Annotated in this window: 14 protein-coding genes and 2 tRNA genes; 6 read left to right on the plus strand and 10 right to left on the minus strand. The window is 59.6% G+C overall.

The window, feature by feature from the left end; all coding sequences use genetic code 11:
- The first annotated feature begins 3 nt into the window (after nt 1–3).
- The gene (locus tag D0T11_RS14390; protein WP_119656496.1) at nt 4–1,461 is read left to right on the plus strand and encodes a TolC family protein; all 1,458 of its coding nucleotides are present in this window, start codon (nt 4–6) and stop codon (nt 1,459–1,461) included.
- Nucleotides 1,462–1,732: 271 nt separating this feature from the next.
- On the plus strand, nt 1,733–1,912 hold the full coding sequence (locus D0T11_RS14395) for a hypothetical protein (protein ID WP_119656497.1): 180 nt from the start codon (nt 1,733–1,735) through the stop codon (nt 1,910–1,912).
- An 87-nt stretch (nt 1,913–1,999) separates the two neighbouring features.
- Here D0T11_RS14395 and D0T11_RS14400 read toward each other — a convergent pair whose 3' ends face one another.
- From D0T11_RS14400 to mltG, 8 genes are all read right to left on the minus strand, one after another.
- Nucleotides 2,000–3,283, minus strand: a complete 1,284-nt coding sequence (locus D0T11_RS14400; protein WP_119656498.1) for a zinc dependent phospholipase C family protein — start codon at nt 3,281–3,283, stop codon at nt 2,000–2,002.
- A gap of 223 nt (nt 3,284–3,506) precedes the next feature.
- The gene (locus tag D0T11_RS14405; protein ID WP_119656499.1) at nt 3,507–4,751 is read right to left on the minus strand and encodes a PAS domain-containing protein; all 1,245 of its coding nucleotides are present in this window, start codon (nt 4,749–4,751) and stop codon (nt 3,507–3,509) included.
- 36 nt (nt 4,752–4,787) lie between these two features.
- The gene (locus D0T11_RS14410) at nt 4,788–5,147 is read right to left on the minus strand and encodes a hypothetical protein (RefSeq protein WP_119656500.1); all 360 of its coding nucleotides are present in this window, start codon (nt 5,145–5,147) and stop codon (nt 4,788–4,790) included.
- 287 nt (nt 5,148–5,434) lie between these two features.
- Nucleotides 5,435–5,519, minus strand: a tRNA-Ser gene (locus tag D0T11_RS14415).
- A gap of 78 nt (nt 5,520–5,597) precedes the next feature.
- Nucleotides 5,598–5,684, minus strand: a tRNA-Ser gene (locus tag D0T11_RS14420).
- Nucleotides 5,685–5,799: 115 nt separating this feature from the next.
- Nucleotides 5,800–6,795, minus strand: coding sequence for a YihY/virulence factor BrkB family protein (locus D0T11_RS14425; RefSeq protein ID WP_119656501.1), 996 nt, complete (start codon nt 6,793–6,795; stop codon nt 5,800–5,802).
- A gap of 191 nt (nt 6,796–6,986) precedes the next feature.
- The gene (locus D0T11_RS14430; RefSeq protein ID WP_119656502.1) at nt 6,987–7,472 is read right to left on the minus strand and encodes an acyl-CoA thioesterase; all 486 of its coding nucleotides are present in this window, start codon (nt 7,470–7,472) and stop codon (nt 6,987–6,989) included.
- 80 nt (nt 7,473–7,552) lie between these two features.
- Nucleotides 7,553–8,629 (minus strand): endolytic transglycosylase MltG, encoded by a 1,077-nt coding sequence (mltG, locus tag D0T11_RS14435; protein ID WP_119656503.1) that lies wholly within the window; start codon nt 8,627–8,629, stop codon nt 7,553–7,555.
- Nucleotides 8,630–8,810: 181 nt separating this feature from the next.
- Here mltG and D0T11_RS14440 point away from each other — a divergent pair, with 181 nt between their 5' ends.
- Both D0T11_RS14440 and D0T11_RS14445 read left to right on the plus strand, forming a co-directional pair.
- On the plus strand, nt 8,811–10,757 hold the full coding sequence (locus D0T11_RS14440; protein ID WP_182888420.1) for a T9SS type A sorting domain-containing protein: 1,947 nt from the start codon (nt 8,811–8,813) through the stop codon (nt 10,755–10,757).
- A gap of 211 nt (nt 10,758–10,968) precedes the next feature.
- Nucleotides 10,969–11,598: an L-threonylcarbamoyladenylate synthase gene (locus tag D0T11_RS14445; RefSeq protein ID WP_119656505.1), complete on the plus strand. Its 630-nt coding sequence runs from the start codon at nt 10,969–10,971 to the stop codon at nt 11,596–11,598.
- A 79-nt stretch (nt 11,599–11,677) separates the two neighbouring features.
- Here D0T11_RS14445 and D0T11_RS14450 read toward each other — a convergent pair whose 3' ends face one another.
- Both D0T11_RS14450 and D0T11_RS14455 read right to left on the minus strand, forming a co-directional pair.
- On the minus strand, nt 11,678–12,589 hold the full coding sequence (locus tag D0T11_RS14450) for a lysophospholipid acyltransferase family protein (protein WP_245990885.1): 912 nt from the start codon (nt 12,587–12,589) through the stop codon (nt 11,678–11,680).
- Nucleotides 12,586–13,461 (minus strand): hypothetical protein, encoded by an 876-nt coding sequence (locus tag D0T11_RS14455; RefSeq protein ID WP_119656506.1) that lies wholly within the window; start codon nt 13,459–13,461, stop codon nt 12,586–12,588. The genes D0T11_RS14450 and D0T11_RS14455 overlap by 4 nt, the downstream gene beginning before the upstream one ends.
- A 249-nt stretch (nt 13,462–13,710) precedes the next feature.
- On the opposite strand from D0T11_RS14455, the gene D0T11_RS14460 reads away from it, so the two are divergent.
- The gene (locus tag D0T11_RS14460) at nt 13,711–14,352 is read left to right on the plus strand and encodes a WbqC family protein (protein WP_119656507.1); all 642 of its coding nucleotides are present in this window, start codon (nt 13,711–13,713) and stop codon (nt 14,350–14,352) included.
- A 120-nt stretch (nt 14,353–14,472) separates the two neighbouring features.
- Entirely contained in the window at nt 14,473–17,097 is a 2,625-nt protein-coding gene (locus D0T11_RS14465; protein ID WP_119656525.1) for an ATP-dependent Clp protease ATP-binding subunit, read from the plus strand.
- The last annotated feature ends 409 nt before the right edge of the window (nt 17,098–17,506 follow it).

Consider the following 17,506-nt stretch of genomic DNA (forward strand, 5'->3'; position numbering starts at 1 on the left):
TGAATGTCATTTCGCTTCTTTTCGCTTCTGCTGCTGTCCCTGCTCGCGGCGGCCCCGCCCCTGCTGGCCCAGACGCCCGTACTGCCTTCGCGCCGCGAAACGACCTCCCAGCCCCAGAGCAAGCCCCAAACGGAAAAGCCCGAAACGGTGGCCCCTGCCCCGCCCCTGGCCCTGGCCGAGGCCATCCGGCTCGGGGTAGAGAACAACTACGCCATCCGGATTTCGAGGCAGGATGAGCAGGTGGCCACCAACAACGTGACCCGGGGCAACGCCGGGCAGCTGCCCACGGTGAACGGCAACTTGGTGCGCAACTTCAACCGCAACAACATCCGCCAGCAGTTTGGCACTCTCGACGCGCTAGGGAACCCGACCCCGGCCCGGGTGGTAAACGGAGCCACCAACAACCAGCTCAACGCTAACGTGGCCGCCACCTGGACCATCTTCGACGGCTTCGGGATGTTCATTGCCTACGACCGGCTGAAGTCGCTCCGCCAGAGCCAACAGCTGCTGACGCGCGCCACCCTGGAAGAAACCGTGGCCAACATCACGGACTCGTATTTCGTGGTCGTGCGCGAATCGGGCAAGATTACGTCGTTGGAAGAGGCGTTGAAAATCGGGCAGGCCCGCATCGACCTGACCCAGGCCAGGGTAGACGTGGGCGTGAGTGCCAAAGTGGAAGTGCTGACGGCCCGGGTAGACTACAACGCCGACCGCTCGGCCCTGATTCAGCAGCAGGAAGCCCTGAAAACGGCCAAAATCACCCTCAACAACCTGTTGGGCCGCAACCCGAACCTCGACTTTAGCCCCCAGGACTCCATTGTGGTAGCCCGCGACCTGGAGCGCGCCGCCGTGTTAGCCGCCATCCGCCAGCACAACCCCCGCCTCCAGCAGGCGCTCACCAATACGACCATCACCACCTACGACCGGCAGCTGGTGCGCGCTTCCCGGTTTCCGCAAGTAGGCCTCACGACTGGTTACGGGCTAAGCCGTAACATCAACAACTCCGCCTTTGCGGGTACCCTGCTCACGACCAGCACCAACCGTAACCTGGGCCTTAACTACGGCGTGGTGGCCTCCGTGCCCATCTTCGATGGCTTCAACAAAAACCGCCAGGAGCAGAACGCCCGCATTGGAGAGGAGCAAAGTCAGCTCCAGCTAAGCCAGGTGCAGCTCCAGCTCGATGCCGAAGCCGAGCAAGCCTACGCCCAGTACCAGAACCGGCTGCAACTGCTGGAGCTGGAGGAATCCAACATTCTGCTGGCCCGCGAAAACGTAGCCATTGCCCTGGAGCGCTACCGCCTGGGGCTGCTTACGCCCCTGGCCCTGCGCGAGGCCCAGCGCACCCAGCTTCAGGCCGAAACCCGCCTGCTCGATATTCGCTACCAGGCCAAGCAGGCCGAGATTATTCTGCGCCGCCTCAGCAGCGGGCTGGTGCGCGAGGAACCGGCCGGCCGTAGGTAGCACCTTCGCGGCAACCCTCTCCCCTACCGGCCCAACTAGAAAACGCTGGTAGCCCACCGGGCGCGGCTTCACCAATGCCAGGCCGGGCTATAACTGCTACCCGGCTGGTCGGCCAGCAGACCAACCAGCCCGAAAATGTTTACCCAAGAAAAGAGGCTATTCGGCGGTTTTTCCGACTGATCGGGCGAAGGGTTTTCCGGCAGCCGCCGGGCCGTAGTACGTTTGAGCCATTCCTGCAACCCACCGCCAACCCGGTTCAACGCCGACTGCCATGTTTACCCGCCTCCTGCAACTCAGCCTCGTCTTTTTTGTGTTGTCGTTTGGCCTGCCCGCACCAGTTGCGGCGCAGGCAACCGGCCGCATCCTGCCTTCGGTACGGGCCAAAATCAAAGGTCAGAACCGGATGCACCGCCCGAACTACCACGTTTACCGGGCTTACCGCTACTACTAAGCCGCCGCCGCTACTTGGCTAAAAGCCACCGCCCGCCTTCCATTTCAAAACCGCAAGGCGGGCGGTGGCTTTTACCGGGTAATGGCTCTAGTTCTCGCTCTTGGCGGGTTGCAGCGCGCGTAGCTTCTGGAGAGCTTCCTGCGTTTTTTGCTGCTTGTCCCGCTCTTTTTCTTCTTCGCCCAGGGGTTCGCGGCCGGGCTCCTTGTAAAAGGTCAGCACGTGTTGCTTTTGCTCGGGCGTTACGTTCTCAAACTTCTTATCAGCCAGCTTACGTAACCACTCCCCGTACGTCTGGTCGGTAAGGGCATATTCGCCCAGCTTGGTGGGGCGGCCGGTATCGAAATCGGCGTTGGGCAGCGGCGGCCCGTGGGCCACGGTGGTGTCGCGGGGTTGCTGCTTGAGCAGGGTGCAGTAGTCCTTCATCACCTGCCGGAAACTGGCCTTAAACAGCCGTTGGGCCTCGGGCGTGGGCAGCTTAAAGGCAAAGGGCTTGAGCGGCCCGATTTTGGGCAGCACACGAATGAAATATGATACAATGCGGGCGCCGGTGCCGGGGTGCTCATACTCGCTGCCGTAGCGCTTGCGGTAGTCCCGCTCGCTCTCCCGGTACACGTACTCGCGGCGGCGGGCCTGGGGTATCTCCTTGCGGATGTCGCCCTTCTTGGACTGCCACGCGGCCCGGCTGGCAATGGGGATGAGGTTGCGCACGGCAAACCGGAACGAGCTCACCGACAAATCAACGTTGAAAATCACCTGCCCCAACTCCAGCCCGTAGGTTTTCAGGAAGGCCCGCTCCAGCACCGGCTTATCTACCTTAAAGCCGATGGAGCGCTGGTAATCGGCGGAGCGGTAGCGGCCCGAGGCCACCTGCACCACGTCGAAGGCAAACTCCAGCTGAGTGTGCTGGATGGGGGCCTCCTCGTAGGTGATTTCGTTGCCGAATTTGGCCCTGAGCTCCGGGTACACACTGGGCATGGCCCGGTTGGTACCGGCCGGGTGCCCGTTGATGTCGGCCGCGTAGTGGGCCAGCGCCCCCAAGGCGAAAGCGTACTCGTTGCGGCTGTGCGCCTCATCCAGCAGGTTGCGCACGAAGTCGCCGCTGCGCACGTAGTGCGTAAGGTTGGTAAACAACTCCGAGCCGAAGGGGTAGTAGCCCATGTCCTGGAGAATGGAGCCGCCGTAGGCGTAGGCTTTGGCCTCCGTGAGCTCCTCCGCCGTAGCGCCGGGGTAGCGGCTCTTCAGCAACGGCAGCATGCACGGCTCCCAGGTCGAATCCACGTTGGCCTGGTGAGTGAGCACGGAATAGGCAGCGGCCGGGCGCGCCAGCAGCCCCAGCAGGGCCACCGCAACGCACAGAATCCAGTTGGGCATAGAGCAGCAAAAATGGCCGGGCAGTGAGCTCAACCGGATGGTTGTGCCTGTACGCGGCATCCCGGGCCGTGGTTGTTGCCCCGCTGGCCAGGAGCAGAGCTACGCGCCAGCGGGCAAAGCAGAACGATTTCAGACCGGAGTACGAGCGCCAGCTGTATGGCCCTCTACCCGGCCCGTTCAGGTTGCCCGGGCGGGGCGCTTCCCTTGCTTGGCTGAACCCGACTCACTCTCCCAGACGCTGACGCAGTTGCTGCACTTCGCGCTCCAGGTCCAGGGTGCGGAACATCACTTTCGCTTCGAGGTCGGAATACGCGCGCTCCAGTTGTTGCTGGAGCAGCTTCTGGTCCGTTACATCGGTGTTGGTGCCGCACCAGCGAACCACCTGACCCGTCGCATCGCGCACGGGCAGGGCCCGGCTCAGAAACCAACGGTACTCGCCGTCGTGGCGGCGGATCGGGAACGTATCCTCCCAGTCGCGGCCTTCCGCTACGGCTTGTTTAAAGCCGGCGGTGATATGATCCGCGTAGTCGGGATGATAGGCACCCCGCCACTGCTGGCCCCGCATCTGGGCGAGGTCGGTGCCGGTAAAATCGAACCAGCGCTGGTTGTACCAGAAGATGGAGCCGGTTTCGTCGGCCATCCAGGCCAGTTGCGGAATAACGTTGGCCAGCGTTATAAAATCCTCTTCCCGCTTGCGCAGGGCTAGTTCCTGCATCTTCTGGTCGTGAATGTCGGTGCAGGTACCAAACCACTTCACAATGGCCCCGGCGGCGTCGCGCATGGGCACTGCCTGGCCCAGAAACCAGCGGTAGTCGCCTTGCCGGGCTTTGAAGCGGTATTCGATTTCGTAGAACTCGCCCGTAGCCAGCGAGTGACCCCAGATCTGCCGGGCCCGCTCCTGGTCGTCGGGGTGCAGCAGGTTGTTCCACATATCGGAGCCCACGCTATCGGCAAGCGTATAGCCCGTAAAATCAGTCCAGCGCTGGTTGAAGTAGGTATGAAACCCGGTCGGGTCGGTGGTCCAGACCAGCTGCGGAATAAGCTCGACCAGAAAGCTGAAGTCGCCGGCGGCTCCGAAGTCGGGCGCCCCCCCACCCCGCAACTGTTCCACATCCACGATGCTGACAATCCACTGCTGCACCTGCCCCGTCTGGTCGAGCTGCGGATAGCCCGTGCAGCGAATCCAGCGGTACTGCCCGTCGTGGCGTAGCATCCGGAACTCCAGCCGGTAGGTTTGGGCGGCGGCCAGCGCTTCCGTCCATTGCGTGCTGGTGCGCAGCCGGTCGTCAGCATGGACCAGCTCCAGCCACTGCTCACTGAGTTCAGCGGTAGTAAAGCCCGCAAACTGCAACAGCTGCGGGCTGGCATACGCTACGCGCCCCGTGGCATCGGTTGTCGCTACCATAACCAGTGCCGTGTCGGCCGAGGCAGAGGGGTTGGAGTGAGGTAAAGAAGAGTCAGAAGCCATACAAAATCGGGCAATAAGGTGGGCAACAGAGCAGAATCAGGGCTGGGTAAGCTGCATTTCCATTCCCGACTGAAAGTACAGACTCAGCTGGCTTTCGGAACCGCTACGCGAACGACGCAGCCGGGTTACCAGGGCGCGGGTTTGCTGCTGGCCCAGGTAGAGCTCCAGATACGGACGATTCAATAGTTCATCGCGCTCCACCCGCCACCGGCCACTGTCGTGCAGGCCGGGCGCGCTGAGTTCTAACTGGCCTGGCTGCAAGGCAAACTGCACGGCCCGGGCCAGCGCGCTGGTCGGGTCAGTTTGGTTCAGTACCCGGTCGGCGACCCGCCACACGCCCGTCAGAAACTCATCGGGCAGTTGTTGCAGATTAACGTCGAAAAGCACGTCGGACATAAAAGCGGACAAGAGTACGGCTGCCGGGCAAGCAAATTATGCGCCAGTGCCTCCCGAAAAAGAAAAGAAAAGTCCGCGAAAGTTATGCCTTGCTGACCAGCAAGGCGTTGAACAGACCGCATGAAGACCTATTTTGGGCCGAACGAGGGCCGCAGCGCCTCACTGGGTTTTCTGGCCGGAGTCATCCAGGTACAGCCAGTTAGCAGGTTGAGGCATAAGCCCAAAAAAGCTCCCTGGTGTACACCGGGGAGCTTTTGGAAAAACCTGTTGCCGACGGGCAGTTTTCGCAGAGGAGGAGGGATTCGAACCCCCGGAGGTGTAACCCTCAGCGGTTTTCAAGACCGCCGCAATCGACCACTCTGCCACTCCTCTGAATCAGGCTTGTTAAGTGCGTTGCCGCTCGTCGGAGCAGGTAAAAAAGGCTTTTTCACGTTCTGAAAAAGCCTCGTGTAGAGAGGGGGGGATTCGAACCCCCGATACCCTTGCAGGTATAACGGATTTCGAATCCGTCGCATTCGACCACTCTGCCACCTCTCTATAAGGCCCAACGTAAAGTGGTTTGGGATGGCAAAAGTATCGACGATTTGGCGATGAACAAGGCCCCGGGCCAAAATTTTCTTTTTTCCGCCGTTTATACCCTCATTGTCAGGCACTAATTATTGCCGGCCGTCGCCGACCGCCGTACCCGCCCCAGCCGGCCCAACCACCCCGGCCGCTTGGCCCCACCCGTCACGGCATCAATGCTCACATTCACCTCGAAGCCCAGAATCAGGGTCATGCACACGAAATCGAGCCAGACCATAAAGCCCACCAGCGTGCCCACCGAGCCGTAGAAGTGATTGTAGCTGTCGAAAATCTTGACGTAGAGAATGAACAGGAACGACACCACAAAGATGAGCAGCGTGGCCACAATGGCCCCCACCGACACAAACGGCCACTTATCGTGCACGGGCGGCACGTAGTAGTAAATCAGGCTGGTGGTGAGCAGGAACAGGAAGACCACCGAGCCGTAGCGCAGAATGGCCGTCAGCTGGTCGGTCATGGCCTCGGGCACTATCTCCTTGTACACCAGCGCATCAATAATGTAGGTACCGAAGAAAATGCCCGTCACGGCAATCAGCAGTACCGAGGAGAGCACCACCGTGAGCAGGGTGGCAATAACGCGCTTGCGGATGTAAGTGCGCTTCTTGAAGTTCGGGTACTTCTTCTCGAAGGCATCGAGCAGGGCCATGATGCCGTTGGAGCTGAGCACCAGGGCCGTAGCGAAACCGAACGAAAGCAGCCCGCCGTGCTGAATGGTTACGACATCCTCAATGGTACCCGAAATGGCCCGGTACATTTCTCGCGGAATCAGGTCGGAGAGAAATTGCAGGATGTCTACGTCGAGGTTGGGAACCGGAATCCAGGGGATGAGCGTGAACAGGAAGATAATGGTGGGAAAGATGGCAATGGTGAAGTTGAAGGCCATGTAGCTGGCCCGCTTGGCAATGCCATCGAGCTTGATTTCCTGCAGCAGTTGGGCCACCACATCGTAGACCGAGGCCCGGCCCCGGGCAAACCGCAGGCGCTTCAGAAACACGATGGCCCGCCGGTAGCTCCGGCGGCGGCGCACATCGGGCAAATGATAACGACGAACGGGAAACTGCATGGCAGGAAGTTGGGGCGCTTGTAAGCCGGGAAGTTAGGAATAGCCCGGAAAGTTATCGAAACCACCCGGCATACCGGCAACGCAAAGGACCTCATCCCGCTCGAATTACCATAGCGGCGGTTTCTGGCAGCGTGACAGGGTCCTTCGCAGTAAGTAACCCGGATTACCTCTACCCCCTTCTTCTCCTGGTTCTAGCTCAGAAATGCCGCTGGGGCGGGCGCATCGACGGGGGCTTTGGGCGGGGTGAGCGGGCCGGCGGTTTCGTCGTCGGAGAAGTAGGGCGCGAGTTTGGCCAGAATATCGGCCGGAATGGGCACGGGGCGGCCGGTGGTCATGCTCGCGAACACCATCAGGGTGTGGCCCTCGGTGAGCAATTCGCCGGCCTCGTTGTAGATTTCATACTCGAACAGTACCCGGGTGCCTTCGGCGGGCTGCCTGAGCAGCAGGCGCACTGTGAGCAGGTCGTCGTAGCGGGCGGGACGGCGGAAGCGGGTCCGGATTTCGCCCACCGGCATACCCACGCCCTCGGCCTCCAGCGCCTTGTAGCTGATGCCCAGCTGCCGGAAGGCCTCGGTGCGGCAGACCTCGAAATAGGCCGCATAGTTGCCGTGGTACACGTAACCCATCTGGTCGGTTTCGGCGTACCGCACGCGGATTTGGGTGTCGGAAGTGTACATTCGTTTTTTCGTTTTTCGTAGTTGGTTTTCCGTTGTTCGCTGCCGTTCTGTTTTTTGATTAAGAGCGAAAAACGAACTACCTACTTCATGATTCCGGCGCGGCTGAGGGCGGCCTGGTAGCGGCGGGCGTTTACCAGATGTTCCTGCTCGTTACGGGCGAAGGCGTGGTAGCCGCTGAAATCCTCCTTGGCGCAGAAGTAGAGGTACTGGTGGCTCTCGGGGTTGAGCACGGCCTCGATGCTGGCAATGCTGGGCAGGTTGATGGGGCCGGGGGGCAGGCCGGCGTACTTGTAGGTATTGTAGGGCGAATCCTTGGTCAGGTGCACGTTGAGCACCCGCTTGATGGTGAAATCGTGGTTGGCGTACACTACCGTGGGGTCGGCCTGGAGCTTCATGCCGCGCTTCAGGCGGTTGAGGTACACGCCCGCCACCCGGGGCCGCTCGTCGGCGTGCTGCTGCTGCTCCGCCTCCACAATACTGGCCAGCGTACTCACCTCGGCCCGGCTCAGGCCCATTGCCTGGCGCTTGGCGTCGCGGGCCGGCGTCCAGAACTTCTCGTACTCCTTCTTCATGCGCTGCATGAGGTTATCGGCCGACGTGTTCCAGGCCAGCTCGTAGGTGTTCGGGATGAACATGGTCAGGATACTGGTGGTATCGAAGCCCAGGCTTTTGGTGTACTGCGGGGAGCTCAGCAGCGAGTCGAAACGGCCGGGACTGGCATCAATGGTAGCGGCCAGCTTCTGGGCCAAATCCTGGCGCAGGCGAATGTTCTGGAAGGTGAGGCGCAGGGGCAGGCGGTGGCTGCCGGTGCGCAGGTCGTTGATGAGCTGGCGGTTGGTGTAGCCGTCCTTGAGCTCGTAGCGGCCGGGCTTCACCAGCTGGTCGTACTTCATCAGGCGGGCTACGAAGTGCAGACTCAGCTTGTCCACAATCACCCCGGAGGCGTCCAGGGAGTCGAGTACCGTTTTGGCCGATTCCCCCCGGCGCACCGTCACGTAAGTGGGCCGGCCCTTGGTTTCCACGTTGGGCGTGAAGAAAACCTGGTAGAAATAGTAGGAGAACGTAATGAGAATCAGCCCGAAAATGCCGGTTAGGTAGGCAAACCGGTTGCGGCGGCGGGTGGCGTTGGCCTTGTAATCGATGCGGGTGTTGGCCATGGGGCGAAGAAAGGTAATAGAACGGTACCAGACCATTTCTGCTCAGGCGTTTGGCTCGCCCCACCAGAAATGGATACCTTTGGGTAGGCAAAAGTACGGGGTTTCCGCGGCTGCGCCTACGCGCCAACCTTTTCTAACCGGTTGCGTCCTTTCTCTTGTTCATTCACCATTTCCGTTTTTTATGAAACAGAATTACTCTTCCTGGCTCCAGCGCCTCGGACTGGTAGCCGGTCTGGCTGCCTTGAGCACGGCCGCCTACGCCCAGACGCCCGTTGATTTCAATGGCACGGAATACAAGCAGAACTTCGACGTCCTCACCGCCACTGGCACTACCTACCCGGCGGGCTGGAATGGTGTGCGTCTGTCAGGTAGTGGCACTGCCAACCAGGACCTGCCGCTAACGCTCGTAACGGCCACTTCCAACAGCGGCGCCGTTTACAACGTGGGTACCGATGGAGCCGCTGACCGCGCTATCGGCAGCTTGTCGTCGGCTTCCACGGTTCCGGCTTTCGGGGCCGCGTTCAAAAACACCAGCGGTGCCGCCATCACGCAAGTGCAGCTGGCCGGTAAGGCGGAGCAGTGGCGCAGTGGTTCCGATGCGACGGTCGACGAGAGCCTGGTATTTGAGTACAGCCTCGACGCCACCAGCCTGAGCACCGGCACCTGGACGGCCGTATCCACGCTCAACATTCTGGAGTTCGCCAAAACGTCGACGACGGCCGCGCCGCTGGACGGTAATGCCGCCGCTAATTCGGCGGTTATCACCGGCTCGTTTCCGGTAGCCTGGGCTGCCGGCGCTACCATCTGGTTCCGTTGGAAAGACACCAACGATGCCGGCTCGGATGGCCTCTACGCCATCGACGACTTTACCCTCAACAAGGCCGTGGCTCCTACCACGCCCACGGTTGGCTTCGGCACTTCGGGCGTAACGGTGGACGAAAGCGCCGGTACCATCCAGATTCCGATTACGCTGAGCACCATCAGCTCCCAGGATGTGAAAGTAGACGTGGTGATTGCCACGCCCGGCGGCACGGCCACTTCGCCCGCCGACTACACCTTCACGACCCAGACCATCACGATTCCCAAGGGTGCCACCACCCAGAACGCCACGCTCACCATCATTGATGACGCGGTAGTAGAACCGGCCGAAACCATCATTCTGTCCTTGCAGAACGTGCTGCCCGCTAACGTGGCCACGCTCGGCACCAGCACCTACACCATCACCATTACCGACAACGACGTAGCGCCGGCACCAACGGTTTCGACCATTGCGGCTCTCACGGTGAACGATGCGGCTGGTGTTCCAACCCAGAAAGGCCAGACGGTATCGGCCCGCGGCACCATTTACGGCACCAACACCCGCACCGCCGGCTACCTCGTGACGCTGATTGATAACACGGGCGGCCTCGGTCTGTTCTCGTCGGCCAACATTGGGACTATTGCCAACCTCACGGAAGGTGACTCGGTGCTGGTAGCAGGTACGCTGGACCAGTTCAACGGTCTGACGCAGATTTCCCTGACCGATCTTACTTCCCTCGGCCGGGCCAAGAAACTGTATACCCCCCGCGTAGTCACCACGGCCCTCACCGAGAACGAGGAGTCGGAGCTGATCCGCATCCCTGGCCCGCTGACCTCGGTTGACCCTACCCAGTGGATGACGACTGCTACCGGCTCGGGCTACACCGTGGACGTAGTGGATGCCAAAGGCGTAGCCTACCAGGTGCGCGTGAACAAAGGCACCACGCTTTACAACCAGCCAGCTCCGGCCGGTCCGTTCTCGCTCACCGGCATCGGCGGACAGTTCGACAACACGTCCCCCTACACGGAGGGCTACCAGATTCTGCCCCGCAGCCTGACCGATTTGGTGTTGGGCAAGCGTGAGCCCGCCTTCGCCAAAGCCGTGCGGGTGTACCCCAACCCCACTGCCGGCCGTCTGACGGTGGAAGTAGGCAGCCTGGGCCGTGGTGCTTCGCTGGAAGTATTCAATGCCCTGGGCCAGCGCGTACAGCGGCAGCAGGTAAGCGGCACCGAAGCCTCGGTGAACGTGGCCGCGCTCAAAACCGGTCTGTACTCCATCCGCCTCACTACCACCGATGGCAGCGTAACGCGTTCCTTCATGAAGCAGTAAAGGCGGGCGCTTAGCGCTTCCTCAAAAGAGTCCCGGCAAGTTTGCCGGGACTCTTTTTTTTGCAGGAAAACGTGGTTTGTGCGGCCGAAGAAGCAACCCGGCCAACGTTTTTACCGAAAACAGTAGTAGGTTACTGACTTCGCTTGTACATTGACCGTCCCCGGCCCCGACTGGCGCCGGACCCCACGCTTACTCAATCCCGTTTCCGCCTATGTCTGCTACGCTGCTTCGCATTCACCCCGATAATCCGCCCCTCAACCGCATTCAGCAGGCGGTAGAAATTATTCGCAAGGGGGGAATTGTCATCTACCCGACCGATACAATTTACGGGTTGGGCTGTGATATCAACAATGCCCGCGCCGTGGAAAAATTATGCCGCCTGAAGGGCGTGCAGCCGGAAAAGGCCAACCTGTCTTTCCTCTGCTCCGATCTGTCGCACATCACCGACTATGCCAACGGCATCACTACGCCCGTCTACAAGGTGCTCAAGAAAGCGCTGCCCGGCCCGTTCACGTTCATTTTCGAGGCCAGCACCAAAGCCCCGCGTTACGGTGGCGTGAAGCGCAAAACCGTCGGCATCCGCATTCCCGACAATCAGATCTGCACCATGCTGGTCAGGGAGCTGGGCAACCCGATCATCAGCACCTCCATCCGCGACGACGACGAAATTCTGGAGTACAGCACCGACCCCGACCTGATTTTCGAGAAGTATCGCCCCCTGGTGGATCTGGTTATTGACGGTGGCTTCGGCAACAACATCGCCAGCACCGTAGTTGACTGCACCAACGAAGACTTTGACATCATTCGCCAGGGAGCCGGCGACATTGAACAGTATCTGTAGGTTTTAGAAGTGAGAACCAAGAAGTGAGAGGTGAGATGCTCGTTTACATGACGCTGTGCCAGAACGAACGTCTCACCTCTCACTTCTTGGTTCTCACTTCTCTTTTATGCTTCCAGCGGCGGTGACTCCAGAGGTAGTCGGATGGGCTGGCCTGAATGTCGCGCTCCAGCTGCCGGGCAAAGGCTTCCGTGAGCTGGTGCTGCTCAGCAGGTAGTTTTGTGAGCCCATCGTGAAGCTCCGTGAACGTGATGTGGTAGTGGCCCCGCCGCACCCGCCGGATGCCCACGTACACGGCGGCGCACTGGAACTGGGCCGCTAATTTATCGGCCCCGGTATAGAAAGGCGTGTCCTGGTGCAGGAAATTGGTCCAGTACGGGTAGTCTTCGGGGCCGGCGGCCTGGTCGGAAAGCAGGCTCAAAGTGCGGCCCTGGTTCCGGTGTTGTACCAGGTCGCGCAGGGTGCTGAGCATGGGCACCAGCTGCGCCCCCAGCCGGGTACGCAGCTGGAGCATAAAGTCCTCGAAAAACGGGTTTGTCAGGGGTTTGTACACGCCCCCGGCGCGGCCCGGGTACTCCAGCGCCGCCGCCGACAGAATCCACTCCCAGTTGCCGGCGTGCGAACCCAGGGTGAGAACTTGCCGGTTGAGCGGAAAGAACCGGCCCAGCACTTCGGGGTTGGTAAAGGTAACCCGTCGTCTGAGCTCCGCTGCTGAGAGAGCCCGCAGCTTCAGAATCTCGACAATTACCTGCGCGAAGTGCCAGTAGAACCCCTTCGCTACGAGCTGGATTTGTTCCGCTGATTTTTCCGGGAAAGAATTACGCAGGTTTTCCAACACCACGCCCCTGCGGTAGCGCAGGCCGTAGGCCATCAGCCAGTACAGCACCCGGGCCAGGCCATAGAGCACCGCCAGGGGCAGGCTGGCCATGGCAGTCAGCAGCCAGCCCAACGGCCGGTAATACCACGGATAGGTGGCGGCAGTGGTTTTACTCATCGGGACATTACGGCCCCGGCAGGGGCATATTCGGTTGGGTCGCGGCGCAGCGTAGCCGTCTGGGAGGCTATCAGCTGGTTTTTTGTGTTGCGCACTTCCACCATCAACCGGTAGTCGCCGGTGGGCACTTTGCTTAAGTCCAGCTCGCCCGTCAGCACAGTCGGCTTACCGTCGCCTCCCTGGGCCAGCCCCTTCCCGATTACCACGTCCTGCTTGCCTTGTAAAGTGCGCAGATAATAGCGCAACACCAGCGGCTGACCAGGCGTGGCGTGATAGAGCTCAGCGTAAAAAAACAGCTTGTCCTGCCCCCGGGCGTACAGTCCGGCTGGTGTACGGGTGAGCGTGAGGCCATTGCGGATGAAGTTGTTGGCAGCAATAGCGGCCCGGCTGGCGGGACTGGCCAGCAGCACTACATTGCTCAGAGCCAGCTTATCCGACCCGAAGTTTACTGCCAGGGGCTGCTCGAGGATAACAGTGGACGCGGCCCGGTACAAGTCGCGCATCTGCGCGCGCATCGTATACCGGCCATCGGGCAGAACAATCCGTTTCTGGAAGCTGATGGGGTTTTTGATGACGGCAGTAGTGTCGCGCAACACAGGTGGCTTAAGCGTTATCACTTCCTGGTACACGGCGGCCCCATCGGGCCGGATGGCTTCTAGCGTAACGGTAGCCCCGGCCTGAAACATCTTGGGACCCCGGCGATGATACACCAAGTGTTGCCCCGAAACGGTTACATACAGCTCTACTACGCCACCTTTCACGGCAACATCGTCGTTGCGGAAGCTGCTCACGTCGAGCAGCAGCTGGGCCGAAGCGGCGGAACCGACTAGGCACGGCAGCAGCAGCAGGAAAAGGCGTTGGAATACGGTCATCGTGTCAGTTTGGCGGTACCATTTACGCTAGCTGGCAGTTCCGGCCACTGGCGTTTGCGTCTCTCCGGACTGAAGTAAAATTGCAATTTTTCCGGTAGTCTGCTCTTACAACGCCCCCGGCCCGGGCCAGGTTTCCCCGCCCCCCGGCCCTCACTGCGTAGCCCGTAATCAGTCGCAAAGCCGTTACTTCGTTCCCACTCCCCATTTTTCGTGCGGCCCGGCTTCGCCCCGGCCTTCTCCGCTTGCGCCATGCCTGCCGTTTTGTTTGAATCCCAGTATAACCCACCTGCGACCTTTTTTGCCGAACTGCTTGGGGCCGATGCTCTCTGGCTGGAGGCCCACGACCACTACCACAAGCAAACCTACCGTAACCGGTGTCTGATCCTAACAGCTCAGGGTGCCCAGGTCCTGACGGTGCCCGTCCTGAATGGCAACCGCAGCGAAAAAGTTCTTACTTCAGCCATCGAAATTGATTACCGCCAGAACTGGGTACACCGCCATTGGCGCACCCTGCAAACCGCTTATGGTAGCACCCCGTACTTTGAGTACTACGCCGACTACCTGCACGACATCTACTTCCAAAAACCCCGGCTGCTGTTCGAACTGAACCTGAGCCTGCTCACGTTCTATTTTCGCTGCCTGCGCCTGCGTCTCCCCATCCATATCACCACCGAATACCACTCCGGCAGCACGTTTGGGCAACATACCCCGAGTGTCTCACTGCTCGACCGCCGTGACTGGCTGACACCCAAGGCCGCCGCCGGGGCATCACCTGACAGGAAGTCGGTCCGGCCCTATCCTCAGACCTTTGGTAAAGATTTTGTACCCGACCTCAGCATCTTAGACCTGCTCTTTATGCAGGGTCCGGCCGCCGGCACTTTTCTCGCGTAGTGTACTTGCCGCTCCGAACCAACGCCCGACTCAGTCTGTTTTCAGATTATATCGGCCAAACCCGCAGCAGTGGCCTTCATTCCCCTGCGGGGTTCCGTTTTTCTTCACTACCTTATCTGCATGGAAGCTAAATTCTCAAATAGAGTCAAGGAGGTCATCTCCCTGAGCCGGGAAGAGGCCATCCGGCTGGGGCACGACTATATCGGTACCGAACACCTGTTGCTGGGCATGATCCGCGAGGGCGAAGGCACGGCGATTGGGCTGCTCAAGAAGCTGGGCGTCTCCGTCGATGAGCTGAAATACGCACTGGAGCAGGCCACCCGCAATACGGCTACCCAGGGCACCAGCATTACTGGCTCCATCCCGCTGACCAAACAGACCGAGAAAGTTCTCAAGATTACGTATCTCGAGGCTAAAATCTTCAAAAGCGAAATTATCGGTACTGAGCATTTGCTCCTCTCGATTCTGCGCGATGAAGACAACATTTCGTCCCAAATTCTGAGCAAATTCAACGTGAACTACGAATCTGTGCGCGATTCGCTCGATTACCACGGTAACACGGCGAACAACCCCACTTCCGGTCCTGAGGCCGACGACGACGACAATGACCGCCTGTTTGGCGGCACGGGCGGACGTGGTGGCGCGGGAGCCGGCGCAACGCCCAAAAAGGGCAACGATAAATCGCGCACCCCGGTGCTTGACAACTTCGGCCGCGACCTCACCAAAATGGCCGAGGAAGACAAGCTCGACCCCATTGTGGGCCGTGAAAAGGAGATTGAGCGCGTAGCCCAGATTCTGAGCCGCCGCAAGAAAAACAACCCCATCCTCATCGGTGAGCCCGGCGTAGGTAAAACGGCCATTGCTGAGGGCCTGGCCCTGCGTATCATCCAGAAGAAGGTGTCGCGGGTACTGTTCGGCAAGCGCGTGGTCACGCTCGACTTGGCTTCGCTGGTGGCCGGCACCAAATACCGGGGCCAGTTCGAGGAGCGTATGAAGGCCGTGATGAACGAGCTGGAAAAGTCGCCCGACGTGATTCTGTTCATTGATGAGCTGCACACGATTGTGGGTGCCGGCGGGGCTTCTGGCTCACTCGATGCCAGCAATATGTTCAAGCCGGCCCTGGCTCGCGGCGAAATCCAATGCATCGGCGCTACCACGCTCGACGAGTACCGCCAGTACATTGAGAAGGATGGCGCGCTGGCCCGTCGTTTTCAGATGGTGATGGTGGACCCCACCACGCCCGAGGAGACGATTGAAATCCTGAACAACATCAAGGACAAGTACCAGGACCATCACCACGTAGTGTACACCGATAAGGCCATTGAGGCCTGCGTAAAGCTGTCGGACCGCTACATGTCGGATCGGTTCCTGCCCGATAAGGCCATCGACATTCTCGATGAGGCTGGTGCCCGCGTGCACATCAACAACATCGTGGTGCCCGAGGATATTCTCAAACTCGAAGAGCAGATTGAGAATATCAAAGGCGAGAAGAACCGCGTAGTGAAAAGCCAGAAGTACGAGGAAGCCGCCAAGCTCCGCGACACGGAAAAAAAGCTTATTGATCAACTCGAATCGGCCAAAAAGGATTGGGAAGAGGAGACCAAGAAGAAGCGCTACACTGTGAAGGAGGAGAACGTAGCTGAGGTAATTGCCATGATGACCGGCATTCCCGTTTCGCGTGTCGCCCAGAAGGAAAGCTCCAAGCTGCTTAACATGGGCGAGGAGCTTAAGGGCAAAGTGATTGGCCAGGACAACGCAATCAAGCAGTTGGTAAAAGCCATCCAGCGCACCCGCGTGGGCCTAAAAGACCCTAAGAAGCCCATTGGCTCATTCGTATTCCTGGGTCCGACGGGCGTGGGTAAAACGGAGCTGGCCAAGGTGCTGGCTACCTACCTCTTCGACAAAGAAGATGCGCTCGTGCGGATTGACATGTCGGAGTACATGGAGAAATTCAGCATCTCGCGCTTGGTGGGCGCACCTCCCGGCTACGTGGGCTACGAGGAAGGCGGCCAGCTGACGGAGAAAATCCGCCGCAAGCCGTACTCGGTGATTCTGCTCGACGAAATCGAGAAGGCCCACCCCGATGTGTACAACATCCTGCTCCAGGTGCTTGACGACGGCATTCTTACCGACGGCCTCGGCCGCAAGGTGGACTTCCGCAACACCATCATCATTATGACCTCCAACATCGGGGCGCGGGACTTACAGGACTTCGGGGCCGGCATCGGTTTCGGCACCAAGGCCCGCCAGGAGAACATGGACGAGCTGACGAAGGGCACCATCACCAATGCCCTGAAGAAGACCTTCTCGCCCGAGTTCCTCAACCGTTTGGATGATGTGGTCGTGTTCAACTCGCTGGAAAAGTCGGATATCCACAAGATCATCGACATCAGCCTGAGCAAGTTGCTGAGCCGCATTCAGACGCTGGGCTATAAGGTGGAGTTGACCGAAGCCGCCAAGGACTTTGTGGCCGAGAAAGGCTACGATCCCAAGTACGGTGCCCGTCCGCTCAACCGGGCTATCCAGAAGTACATCGAAGACCCGATTGCCGAGGAAATCCTGAAGGCCGAGATTGCCCAGGGTGACACCATCACCGCCGACTTCACCGAAGGTGCGGAGGAACTCACCTTCGCAGTCAGCAAAAGCGACGGTGCAGGCATCCCAATGGCCAGCGACGAGCGGCCGGAGGAAGCGCCCGAACCTTCCGATGATGAGCCCACGGACTCGAAAAAGAAGGGCGAGTAGTTCGTCTGAAATCACAAACAGCAACGGCTGGCTCCTTCCCAGGGGCCGGCCGTTGCTGTTTCGTTCCATCTTACGCTATTTTCGCTTGAATATGCGCCTAAACTTGGTTTTAACGCTGTGTGCTTTACTACCTAATGTGGGTTTAGTAAGCTGCTCCGCCGCGAGCTATCCTTACAATCCGAAGCTTATCACTACGCAAACTGAAGTCAAATTTGCCTTCAGTGCCAATCGCGGAATTTTATCAGCTGACGGGACGATTTATTTCGTTCCCTCTTCTGATGAATCTGCGGTTTTCGCTTATTATAACAATCGGGTTGTATGGCAAGTAAAAGCATCCCGCGAATGTGGCTTGGATGCTTTTCATCAAGTCCTACGTACTCTCAAGCTTACTCCTGCAAATCTGGAGGTA

This window comes from Hymenobacter rubripertinctus (assembly GCF_003583925.1).
GTDB lineage: Bacteria > Bacteroidota > Bacteroidia > Cytophagales > Hymenobacteraceae > Hymenobacter > Hymenobacter rubripertinctus.

Bases quoted from the DNA above. Each gene is read 5' to 3' on its own strand.
- D0T11_RS14390 (WP_119656496.1), top strand. From the start codon at position 4: ATGTCATTTCGCTTCTTTTCGCTTCTGCTGCTGTCCCTGCTCGCGGCG.
- D0T11_RS14395 (WP_119656497.1), top strand. From the start codon at position 1,733: ATGTTTACCCGCCTCCTGCAACTCAGCCTCGTCTTTTTTGTGTTGTCG.
- D0T11_RS14400 (WP_119656498.1), bottom strand. From the start codon at position 3,283: ATGCCCAACTGGATTCTGTGCGTTGCGGTGGCCCTGCTGGGGCTGCTG.
- D0T11_RS14405 (WP_119656499.1), bottom strand. From the start codon at position 4,751: ATGGCTTCTGACTCTTCTTTACCTCACTCCAACCCCTCTGCCTCGGCC.
- D0T11_RS14410 (WP_119656500.1), bottom strand. From the start codon at position 5,147: ATGTCCGACGTGCTTTTCGACGTTAATCTGCAACAACTGCCCGATGAG.
- D0T11_RS14425 (WP_119656501.1), bottom strand. From the start codon at position 6,795: ATGCAGTTTCCCGTTCGTCGTTATCATTTGCCCGATGTGCGCCGCCGC.
- D0T11_RS14430 (WP_119656502.1), bottom strand. From the start codon at position 7,472: ATGTACACTTCCGACACCCAAATCCGCGTGCGGTACGCCGAAACCGAC.
- mltG (WP_119656503.1), bottom strand. From the start codon at position 8,629: ATGGCCAACACCCGCATCGATTACAAGGCCAACGCCACCCGCCGCCGC.
- D0T11_RS14440 (WP_182888420.1), top strand. From the start codon at position 8,811: ATGAAACAGAATTACTCTTCCTGGCTCCAGCGCCTCGGACTGGTAGCC.
- D0T11_RS14445 (WP_119656505.1), top strand. From the start codon at position 10,969: ATGTCTGCTACGCTGCTTCGCATTCACCCCGATAATCCGCCCCTCAAC.
- D0T11_RS14450 (WP_245990885.1), bottom strand. From the start codon at position 12,589: ATGAGTAAAACCACTGCCGCCACCTATCCGTGGTATTACCGGCCGTTG.
- D0T11_RS14455 (WP_119656506.1), bottom strand. From the start codon at position 13,461: ATGACCGTATTCCAACGCCTTTTCCTGCTGCTGCTGCCGTGCCTAGTC.
- D0T11_RS14460 (WP_119656507.1), top strand. From the start codon at position 13,711: ATGCCTGCCGTTTTGTTTGAATCCCAGTATAACCCACCTGCGACCTTT.
- D0T11_RS14465 (WP_119656525.1), top strand. From the start codon at position 14,473: ATGGAAGCTAAATTCTCAAATAGAGTCAAGGAGGTCATCTCCCTGAGC.